Source organism: Cupriavidus sp. 05T313, assembly GCF_056396665.1.
The window spans coordinates 1-10,315 of sequence record NZ_JBFTLX010000250.1 but is presented as its reverse complement, the minus strand read 5'-3'; the positions used below and the strand labels follow the sequence as shown (position 1 = coordinate 10,315).

Genomic DNA, 10,315 nt, shown 5'->3' with positions numbered 1-10,315 from the left:
CCTGCTGTTCTGGCGCAACAAGGCGCGCATGGGCAGGTTCAGCGATGCGCTGCAGCTTGGCGCCGCCACCGGCACCACGCCGGACCTGGCCGATGTGCGCGAGGAACATGCCAAACTTGGCGTGGGCTTGTCGGTGATGCAGCGCGTGAACGATTCGCTCGGCGTGTTCGCGCGCGCCAATATGTCCGACGACAAGACAGAGACCTATGCCTTCACCGAAATCGGCCGCCAGGTAGCCGCCGGCGGCGTGCTTAACGGCAATGCGTGGGGACGGCCGCGCGATGTGGTGGGCCTGGCCATGTCGGTGAACATGCTGGGCTCGCACCACCAGGCCTATCTGGCCGCGGGCGGTCTGGGCGCATTCCTGGGCGACGGTGCGCTCAGGTACGGGCCAGAGCAGATCGTGGAACTGTTCTACAGCTTCCAGCCGGTCAAATACCTGAGCATCAGCCCGGACTTCCAGTACATCCGCAATCCCGGCTATAACCGCGACCGCGGCCCGGCGAAGTTCTACGGCGTGCGCCTGCACGCGGAGTTCTGAACCGCCGGGGCTTGCTCAGTTGCCCCGACTTTGTCAGCAGTCTGAAAGCCCGGCGCATGTGCCGGGCTTTCTCCTTTGCTGCACGGCTTGCGGCATCACTGCCGTGCATTGCGCCGGTTGTCCGGCCACGGCGTGTTGAAGTTGGTGCGGAACGGATTGATATCCAGCCCGCCGCGCCGCGTGTAGCGGGCATAGACCGCCAGCTTCACGGGCTTGCACTGGCGCAGCACGTCGGTGAAGATCCGCTCCACGCATTGCTCGTGGAACTCGTTGTGGTTGCGGAACGAGATCAGGTACTTGAGCAGCGCTTCCTGGTTGATCGGCGCGCCCACGTAGCGGATCTGCACGCTGCCCCAGTCCGGCTGGCCGGTCACCAGGCAGTTGGACTTGAGCAGGTGCGAGACCAGCGTTTCTTCCACCGGCGATTCGTCCTGGCTCGCGTGCAGCAGGTGCGGCGCCGGTTCGTAGATATCGGTCTCGATGTCGAGCCGGTCCAGCAGCAGGCCATCCAGCTCACCCATCTTCTGGGTGCCCAACTCGGCTTCGGTCACCAGGCGAACCTGCACCGTGCCGCCGGTGGCTTCGGACAGGTCGTGGTGCAGCAGTTGCTGCAGCGCTTCGGGCGAGGCGATCTTGCTCTGGTTGAACGAATTCAGGTAGAGCTTGAACGACTTGGATTCGACGATATTGGGCGTGTCGGCGGGAATGATGAAGCTGGCCAGCGCCACCTGCGGCTTGCCCTTCATGTTCAGCCACGAGAGCTCGTACGCGTTCCAGATGTCCACGCCGAAGAACGGCAGCGCGCGGCCCTCGGCCAGCCCGATCTCGGTGCGCTTGGGCTGGCGCGGGATGGGGAACAGCAGGGTGGGGTCGTACTCGGTCTTGTAGGCCGAGGGTTTGCCTAGCGGTGATTGTTCGGGAAGGCTCATGGTTGCCTCGCGTGTGGCTCCGCGCATGCCTGTCGGCAGGGATGCGCGGGGACCACGGGATTGATCAGGACAGGAACAGCTTGTATACCGGGTTCTCGGTCTCTTCCCAGTGTACATAGCCCAGCGTGGCGAGGAAGGCGCGGAAGGCGCGTTTCTCGTTCCTGGGCACCTGGATGCCAACCAGGATATTGGAGGTGTCGCCGCCCTGGTTGCGGTAGTGGAACAGGCTGATATTCCAGTTCGGGCTCATGCTCGACAGGAAGCGCATCAGCGCGCCCGGACGCTCCGGGAACTCGAAGCGGTACAGCAGTTCGTCATGCGCCAGCGGCGAGCGTCCGCCCACCATGTAGCGGATATGCTGCTTGGCCAGCTCGTTGTTGGACAGGTCGAGCGTATCGAAGCCGTGGCGGCGGAAACCGGCGGCGATCTTCTCGTTCTCCGCGCGGCTCGCGATCTGCACGCCGACGAAGATGTGGGCCATGCTGTTGTCGGCGATGCGGTAGTTGAACTCGGTCACATTGCGCGTGCCGACCTGCTCGCAGAAGCGCTTGAAGCTGCCGCGTTCCTCGGGGATGCTGACCGCGAACACCGCCTCGCGCGCCTCGCCCACCTCGGCGCGCTCCGCGACGAAGCGCAGGCGGTCGAAGTTCATGTTGGCGCCGCACGCAATGGCCACCAGGTGCTGGCCCTTGAGTTTCTCTCGCTCGGCATACAGCTTCAGGCCGGCGATGGCCATCGCGCCCGCGGGCTCCAGGATGCTGCGCGTATCCTGGAACACGTCCTTGAGCCCCGCGCAGATGGCGTCGGTGTCCACCAGGATGATCTCGTCGACCAGTTCGCGCGTGATGCGGAAGGTTTCCTTGCCGACCAGCTTGACGGCGGTGCCGTCCGAGAACAGGCCCACTTCCTTGAGTTCCACACGCTTGCCCGCATCCACCGAGCGCTTCATCGCGTCCGAATCCACGGTCTGCACGCCGATCACCTTGATCTCCGGGCGCACGGCCTTGATGTAGGACGCGATGCCGGAGATCAGGCCGCCGCCGCCGATCGCCACGAACACCGCATGCAGCGGGCCCGGATGCTGGCGCAGGATTTCCATGGCGATGGTGCCCTGGCCGGCGATGACTTCGGGATCGTCGAAAGGGTGGATGAAGGTCAGCTTGTGCTTCTTCTCCAGCTCTGCCGCGTGGTTGTAGGCATCGCTGTACGAGTCGCCGTGCAGCACGATTTCCACCCACTCGCCGCCGCGCTCGCGCACCGCGTCGATCTTTACCTGCGGGGTCGTGACCGGCATCGCGATCAGCGCCTTGCATTTGAGCCGCGCCGCCGACAGCGCCACGCCTTGCGCATGATTGCCGGCGGAGGCGGCGATCACGCCGCGCTTGAGTTCCTCCGGCGACAGCGAGGCCATCTTGTTGTACGCGCCGCGCAGCTTGAACGAGAACACCGGCTGGGTGTCCTCGCGCTTGAACCACACCTTGTTGCCGGTGCGCGCGGAGAGCAGGTTTGCGTAGGTGAGATCGGTCTCCTGGGCCACGTCATACACCTTGGCGGTCAGGATCTTTCTCAGGTAATCGGGTTTGCGGGTCATCGTGGACAGCCGGGGCGGGGATTGGCGGAAACCGCTAATGATAAAGGATGGCGCGGTGCGGCGATGCCGGCACCCCGGATCCGGTGGCCGCCAAGGGCAGGCCGGCGCACCTGCAAGGCCGCTGCGAAACGGCGCACCGCGGCGGTGCGGGCGCCATTGCGGCGCGGTGCGTGCAGAGGCGCACCGTGTAGGACGTTGTCCGGTGGACGGTGCGGGAACACTCGTGCTACGGTGTAACGCGATGCCCAACCTACCTCTTATCGAACCAAACACGGCGCTGTTCCTGGATTTCGACGGTACGCTGGCCGACCTCGCGCCACGTCCGGACCTCGTGCGGGTCGAACCGGAACTGGTGGGGACGCTGCGCGCCCTGCATCGGCATCTGGGCGGTGCCGTGGCGCTGGTTTCGGGCCGGCCGATCGCCGAGCTGGATCATTTCCTGCAGCCCCTGCAACTGCCCGCGGCAGGCGTGCACGGCGCGGAATTGCGCGACGCGGTCGGCCGCTGGCTGCGCCAGCCGGACCCCGGCGTGCCCCTGTTGCTGCCACCTCTCGAAGCCCTGGTCAACGCGTATCCCGGCTTGCAGCTGGAGCGCAAGTCGGTCGCGGTCGCGGTGCACTACCGCGCCGTCCCCCATCTCGAAGGGCTGGTACGCAACTTCGCGGCGCAGGTCGCCAGTGGCGTGCCCGGCATCGAAGTCTTGCACGGCAAGATGGTGGTGGAACTCAAGCCGGCCGGCATCGACAAGGGCGGCGCCATCGATACCTTTATGCGCGGGCCGCCGTTTGCGCGGCGCACGCCGCTGTTTGCCGGCGACGACATTACCGATGAGGCTGGCTTTTCCGTGGTGCGGCGCCTGGGCGGTGTCGCCTTGCTGGTAGGACAGCGGCCCAGCGCCGCCACCGTCAGCGTGACCGGTCCGGCCGCGCTGCGCTGCTGGCTGCATCGCTCCGCCAGGGCGCTGGAAGTCATGGCCTCCGCGGATGGCACGCTGGCGGCGGGAGCCACAACCACAACGACGTCTTGAGGGGGATTCGCTGTGAGCAACCAATCTACCGAGGGTACCCAGGGGAGCGCTGAGGGGGCAGGCCGCTATGCCGATCCCTCGCTGTCGCTGGGCATGATCGGCAACTGCGCGATCTCCGCGCTGGTCGACGGCCGCGGGCGCATCGTCTGGTGCTGCCTGCCGCGCTTCGATGGCGACCCGGTCTTCAACGCCTTGCTTGATCCTGGCCCGAACGCGGGCCACTTCGCCATCGAGATCGAGGACTTCCACGAGTCGGCGCAATGGTACGAGCCCAATACGGCCGTGCTGCGCACGCGGCTGACCGACCAGCATGGCAACTGCCTGGAGATCACCGATTTCGCGCCGCGACTCTTCCGGCTGGGCCGCTACTTTCGCCCCACCACGCTGATCCGGCGCATTCGTCCCATCAGCGGCGCGCCGCGCGTGCGGGTGACAGTGGCGCCGCGCTTCGACTGGGGACGCATCAAGCCCGAGATCACGCGTGGCAGCAGCCATGTGCGCTATGTCGGCGATGGCACGACGCTGCGCATGACCACCGATGCGCCGCTGACCTATGTGCTGTCGCGGACACCTTTCCTGCTGACCCGCGATCTCAACTTCATCCTCGGACCCGATGAAACCCTGCAAGGCGGCGTGGAGGAAGTCGCGCGCGACTTCGAGCAGGAAACCACGGCCTACTGGAAGATGTGGAGCCGCCGCCTCGCGGTGCCGCGCGAATGGCAGGACGCGGTGATCCGTGCCGCCATCACGCTCAAGCTGTCGCTCTATGAAGAGACCGGCGCCATCGTCGCGGCCATGACCACCAGCATTCCCGAGGCGCCGGGCAGCGGGCGCAACTGGGACTACCGATTCTGCTGGCTGCGCGATGCCTTCTTCGTGATCCGCGCGCTCAACAGCTTGTCCGAGGTCRGCACCATGGAGGACTACCTGCGCTGGTTGTCCAACGTGGTGATGCAGTCCAGGAACGGCCATATCCAGCCGCTGTACGGCATCGGGCTGGAACTCGAATTGCCGGAGAGCGTGCTCGATCACTTGTCGGGCTACCGCGGGATGGGCCCGGTGCGCGTGGGCAACCAGGCGCAGGAGCACTTCCAGCACGACGTCTACGGCAACGTGGTGCTGGGCGCGGCCCAGGCCTTCCACGACCATCGCCTGCTGCACCGCGGCGGGGTGGCCGAGTATCAAGTGCTGGAGACCGTGGGCGAACAGGCGGTACGCGTGTTCGGCACGCCCGATGCGGGCATGTGGGAGCTGCGCACGCGGGCGCGGGTGCATACCTCCTCTGCGCTGATGAGCTGGGCCGCGTGCGACCGTCTTGCCAAGATCGGCGATGCGCTGCAACTGCCCGACCGCGCGGCTTACTGGCGCCAGCATGCCGACGGCATGAAGGAGCGCATCGTGAGCGAGTCCTGGAGCGAGGAACGCCAGGCATTCGCCGAGAGCTTCGGCGGGCGCGAGCTCGATGCCAGCGTGCTGCTGATGGCCGAGGTGGGCATTATCGCCCCGTGGGACGAGCGCTTCATGTCGACGCTCAAGGCCCTGGAAGCGTCGCTGTGCGACGGGCCGTACATGCGTCGCTACGAGGCGCCAGACGATTTCGGCAAGCCCGAGACCGCCTTCAATATCTGCACCTTCTGGCGTATCGACGCGCTGGCGCGCGTGGGGCGCCGCGAGGAAGCACGCGAGATTTTCGAGGCCATGCTGGCGGCGCGCAACCCGCTTGGCTTGCTGTCCGAGGACACCCATCCGGTGACCGGCGAGATGTGGGGCAATTTTCCGCAGACCTACTCGATGGTGGGCCTGATCAACGGCGCCGTGCGCCTGTCCGCGCCATGGGATTCGGTGATTTGAGCACGCGATTTCCAGCGCGCGGGGCAGGGTTCTGGCAAAGGAACATATGGGCAGACTAGTCGTGGTATCCAACCGCATCGCAGATCCGCGCAACGTTGCCGCGGGCGGTCTCGCGGTGGCGTTGGGCGAGGCGCTCAAGGCCACCGGCGGGGTCTGGTTCGGCTGGAGCGGCAGGATCGTGGATGCCGCCCAGGGTGGCACGCCCGGCGAGGGGGAGCTGCATATCCAGCAGGCCGGCAATGTCACGCTGGCAACCGTTGACCTGTGCCGCGAGGACCACGACGCGTACTACCAGGGCTACAGCAACGGCGTGCTGTGGCCGGTGTTCCACTACCGCATCGACCTGGCGGATTTCGATTCCGGCTATCTCAACATCTATCGCCGCGTGAACCAGCTGTTTGCGCGCAAGCTGGCGCCACTGCTGCGTCCGGACGATGTGATCTGGATCCACGACTACCACCTGATCCCGCTCGCCTCCGAACTGCGCGCCATGGGCTGCGGGCAGCGCATGGGGTTCTTCCTGCATATCCCCTTGCCCCCGCCGCTGATCCTGGCTGCGATCCCGCAACACGAGTGGCTGATGCGGGCGCTGTTCGCCTATGACCTGGTCGGCTTCCAGAGCCAGCTCGATCTGGAGCATTTCTCGCGCTATGTGCAAAGGGAGGCGCAGGCCGAGCCGATGGGCGAGTACCGCTTCCGGGCTTTCCACCGCACCGTGCGCGCGCAGGCGTTCCCGATCGGCATCGACGTCGACGAATTCGCCGAGCTTGGGAAATGTGATGAATCGCGCGAGACCTACGAGATGATGCGGGGCCAGTACGCGAGCCGCCGGCTGTTACTGGGCGTCGATCGTCTCGATTACTCCAAGGGGCTGCCGCAGCGGCTCAAGGCGGTGCGGGCGCTGATGGCGCAGTATCCGGAGAACCGCCGCAGCGCCACGCTGATCCAGATCGCCGCGCCGTCGCGGGAGACGGTGGATGCCTATGCGGATCTGCGGCGCGAACTGGAAGGGTTGTCGGGGGCGATCAATGGGGAGTACGGGGAGCTGGACTGGATGCCGGTGCGCTATATCCATCGCACGACCGCGCGGCGTCGGCTGCCGGGGTTGTACCGCGCTTGCCGCGTGGCACTGGTCACGCCGTTGCGGGACGGAATGAACCTGGTGGCCAAGGAGTTCGTGGCGGCGCAGGATCCGGATGATCCGGGGGTGCTGGTCCTATCGCGGTTCGCCGGGGCTGCCGAGCAGCTTCGGGAGGCCTTGCTCGTCAATCCCTACGATATCAATGCCACGGCGCAGGCGATCCAGCAGGCGTTGCATATGCCGCTGGCCGAGCGCCAGTCGCGGCACCAGAAGCTGTTGGAGCGCATCCGCGGGCAGGATGTGCATTGGTGGAGGGAGGAGTATCTGAGGACGCTGGCGGAGACGGATGGCGGGTAGGGGGAGACTGCCACGGCGTGACTTCAAAGACGCAATACGTTCCGCCAGGCAAACCGCTACGCCAAGTCCCCYGGCGTATCCACATCCCTGAACGCCCCTTCGTCATCGGTGAGGATTCGCATCACCGGCTGCGTTTTCAACAATTCCCGCGCCCCTTCATCCCCGTCAAGCTTGAGGAGCGCTTCCCGCCAGGCGGCGCCAAATCCGACCGGATGCCCGCGCTGCCCGCCCCGCCAGGGCGCGGCGATGGCGTCGCGCGTGGTGATCGTCAATGCCACCGCGCGGACCAGTTCGGCCGGCAGCCACGGCATGTCGGCCAGCGCCACCACCCAGCCACGGGCGTCCGGCGTGGCGGCCACCGCTGCGGCCAGCGCGGCCCCCATGCCGGCCTCCGCGGCGGCGGTCTCCAGCACGCGGCAGCCTGCCCGCCGCAATTCGGCCGCCAGCGCGGCGTTGCCCGGGCGGATCACGGCGAGCGCGCCGGGCAGGACGCCGGCGAGGGTCCGCGCGCTGCGGCCGGCCACCGTGTGCCCGTCGGGCAGCGTGGCGAGCAGCTTGTTGCGCTGCCCGGCGGCATCGAAGCGGCGCCCGTAGCCGGCGGCCAGCAGGATGCCGGTGGGCAGCTCGGCGGCGTTGATGGCGCCGTTGAGGGGGCCATTGGCGGGGCCGTTCAGCGCGCCGGTCACGGGGCGGGGCTGCAGGTGCTGCCTTCGCTGGCCGCCATTTCGCGGGCGGCCTTGGCGCCTTCCACCTGCAGGATGTCGGGCAGCGAGACGTGGTTCTTGGCGGCCACGACTTCGGCCAGGATCGAGATCGCGATCTCCGGTGGCGTGCGGCTGCCGATGTAGATGCCCACCGGCCCGTGCAGCCGCGCCAGCTGCATGTCGTCGAGGTCGAATTCCTTGAGCCGTTCGCGGCGCGCCTGGTTGTTGCGGCGCGAACCGAGCGCGCCAACGTAGAAGGCGCGCGTGCGCAGCGCTTCCATCAGGGCCAGGTCGTCGAGCTTGGGATCGTGCGTGACGGCGATCACCGCGCTGCGCTCGTCGAGCTGCATCTCGGTCACGGTGTCATCCGGCATGGTGCGCACCATAGTGACGCCGGGGATGTCCCAGGTCTCGGTGTATTCCTCGCGCGGATCGCACACGGTGACCTGGAAGCCCAGGCCGACGGCGATCTGGCACAGGTATTTCGATAACTGCCCGGCGCCGATGACCAGCATGCGGTAGCGCGGCCCGTGGATGGTGAGCAGGGTGTTGCCGTCGAAGGCCAAGCCGTCCGTCGCTTGCGCCGGGCCGAGCGTGGCGCGGCCGCTTGCCATGTCGAGCGTGCGCGCCACCAGCCTGCCGCGTTCCACGGCTTCCAGCAGTTCGTCCAGATGGCTGTCGGCGCTGAGCGGCTCGGTCACCAGTTCGATGGTGCCGCCGCAGGGCAGGCCGAAGCGGTGCGCTTCCTCGGCGCTGATGCCGTACTTGACGGCTTCGGGGCGCCCGCTGGCAATGCCTTCGCGCCGTACCCGGTCGATGATGTCGTCCTCGATGCAGCCGCCCGAGACCGATCCCACCACCAGGCCGTCGTCGCGCACGGCCAGCATGGCGCCTTCCGGCCGGGGCGAGGAGCCCCAGGTTCTGACTACCGTTACCAATAGCGTGCGGTGGCCTTCGGCCAGCCAGCGTACGCTGCTTTTCAGGACTTCGAGATCCACGCTGTCCATGATCTTTTCCGCTTCGTTTCACCGGTTTGTTCATCGGGCGTGCTGCCATCGCCGGCCGCCGCTCCATCCTTGGCGACATCCTCGCCCGTGCCCGCTTCGTCACCTTGCTCGCCGGGCCCGCCCAGCGCCGCCGTGAAGCGGTCGAAGAAGGTATCGGCCATCTTGCGCGCGGCGGCATCGACCAGCCGCGAGCCGATCTGCGCGAGTTTGCCGCCAACCTGGGCGTTGACCGTATAGGTCAGCACCGTCTGCTCGCCCTCGGGGGCCAGCGTGACGTGCGCGGTGCCCTTGCCGAAGCCCGCGACGCCACCTTGGCCGTCGAACTGGATGGTGTAGCTGTCGGGCGCCTGGATGTCCTGCAAGGCCATGCGCCCCTTGAAGCGCGCCTTGACCGGGCCCACCGCGGCGGTCAGCGCCACCAGGTAGGCGTTGTCGCCGTCAGGCTCGATGCTCTCACATCCGGGGATGCATTGCTTGAGCAGCCCCGTGTCGTTCAGGGCTTCCCAGGCGTTTTGCTGCACTACCGGCAGTTGCCGCGTCTGTGTCATTTCCATGGCGGGGGCGTCTCCTTGGTGTCTTTCATGTTTCTAATGTCTCTGGGCATCGGCGCCGCAGGGAAAACGGGCATGGCCAGCGGTTCGCGCGCGGCCAGCAGCGATYCCAGCGCGAACAGGCTGTCCAGGTTGTGCGCCGAGCGCAGCGCATCCACGTGCGGCAGGATGGCTTGTACGCCACGCGCCTGCGGCGCGAAGCCGGCATAGCGCAGCAGTGGGTTGAGCCAGACGATGCGATGCGCGAAGCGGCGCAGGCGAGTCATTTCCGTGCCCAGCAAATCGATGTCTTCATGGTCCAGCCCGTCGGTGACCAGCAGCACGGTGGCGCGGCCGGACAGCGTGCGGCGGGCYCACTGGCGGTTGAAGGTGGCCAGCGCGGCGCCGATGCGGGTGCCGCCGGCCCAGTCGCGCACCTGTCCGGTGATGGCGCCGACCGCCTCGTCGGGGTCGCGCTCGCGCAGCGAGCGGGTGATGTTGGTCAGCCGGGTGCCGAACAGGAATACGGACAGCCGCTCGCGCGATTGCATCAGCGCATGGCAGAAATACAGCACCGCGCGCGAGTACTGGCTCATCGAGCCGGAGATGTCGAGCAGCAGCACCAGCGGCGGGCGCCGCTCGGCATGGCGGCGGAATTTCCAGCGTAGCCATTCGCCTTGCTGGCGCACCGCCAGCC

10 protein-coding genes are annotated in these 10,315 nt (G+C 67.1%); 4 read left to right on the top strand and 6 right to left on the bottom strand.

Translation table 11 applies throughout. The annotated features are described in order from the left end of the window. Window positions 1-541: carbohydrate porin (locus AC1DKD_RS34215; RefSeq protein WP_477144259.1), on the top strand; the 541-nt coding region annotated here is incomplete at its 5' end. A gap of 95 nt (window positions 542-636) precedes the next feature. Here AC1DKD_RS34215 and queF read toward each other — a convergent pair. Both queF and ilvA read right to left on the bottom strand, forming a co-directional pair. After that, entirely contained in the window at window positions 637-1,470 is an 834-nt protein-coding gene (queF, locus tag AC1DKD_RS34210; RefSeq protein WP_045240848.1) for an NADPH-dependent 7-cyano-7-deazaguanine reductase QueF, read from the bottom strand. 64 nt (window positions 1,471-1,534) lie between these two features. Further along, the gene (gene ilvA / locus AC1DKD_RS34205) at window positions 1,535-3,061 is read right to left on the bottom strand and encodes a threonine ammonia-lyase, biosynthetic (RefSeq protein WP_441636242.1); all 1,527 of its coding nucleotides are present in this window, start codon (window positions 3,059-3,061) and stop codon (window positions 1,535-1,537) included. Window positions 3,062-3,302: 241 nt separating this feature from the next. Here ilvA and otsB point away from each other — a divergent pair, with 241 nt between their 5' ends. Genes otsB through otsA form a run of 3 tightly spaced genes read left to right on the top strand, consistent with a single transcriptional unit; the run spans window position 3,303 to window position 7,377 of the window. Further along, window positions 3,303-4,088: a trehalose-phosphatase gene (gene otsB / locus AC1DKD_RS34200; protein WP_441636240.1), complete on the top strand. Its 786-nt coding sequence runs from the start codon at window positions 3,303-3,305 to the stop codon at window positions 4,086-4,088. Between the two features lie 12 nt (window positions 4,089-4,100). Beyond that, complete coding sequence (locus AC1DKD_RS34195) at window positions 4,101-5,939, top strand: glycoside hydrolase family 15 protein (RefSeq protein ID WP_477144258.1); 1,839 nt, start codon at window positions 4,101-4,103, stop codon at window positions 5,937-5,939. A 46-nt stretch (window positions 5,940-5,985) separates the two neighbouring features. Then, window positions 5,986-7,377: an alpha,alpha-trehalose-phosphate synthase (UDP-forming) gene (gene otsA, locus AC1DKD_RS34190; protein ID WP_276288714.1), complete on the top strand. Its 1,392-nt coding sequence runs from the start codon at window positions 5,986-5,988 to the stop codon at window positions 7,375-7,377. Between the two features lie 56 nt (window positions 7,378-7,433). Here the strand turns inward: otsA and AC1DKD_RS34185 are convergent, their stop codons facing one another. The 4 genes from AC1DKD_RS34185 to AC1DKD_RS34170 all read right to left on the bottom strand — a co-directional run. Further along, the gene (locus AC1DKD_RS34185; RefSeq protein ID WP_477102604.1) at window positions 7,434-8,015 is read right to left on the bottom strand and encodes a nucleotidyltransferase family protein; all 582 of its coding nucleotides are present in this window, start codon (window positions 8,013-8,015) and stop codon (window positions 7,434-7,436) included. 44 nt (window positions 8,016-8,059) lie between these two features. After that, window positions 8,060-9,088: an XdhC family protein gene (locus AC1DKD_RS34180; protein ID WP_441637669.1), complete on the bottom strand. Its 1,029-nt coding sequence runs from the start codon at window positions 9,086-9,088 to the stop codon at window positions 8,060-8,062. Further along, a complete protein-coding gene (locus AC1DKD_RS34175) occupies window positions 9,061-9,642 on the bottom strand; it encodes an SRPBCC family protein (protein WP_441637671.1) in 582 nt (193 codons plus the stop codon). Before AC1DKD_RS34175 ends, AC1DKD_RS34180 begins: the two co-directional genes overlap by 28 nt. Beyond that, window positions 9,633-10,315 (bottom strand): vWA domain-containing protein (locus AC1DKD_RS34170; RefSeq protein WP_477144257.1); only part of this gene is annotated, 683 nt, incomplete at its 5' end. The genes AC1DKD_RS34175 and AC1DKD_RS34170, both read right to left, overlap by 10 nt.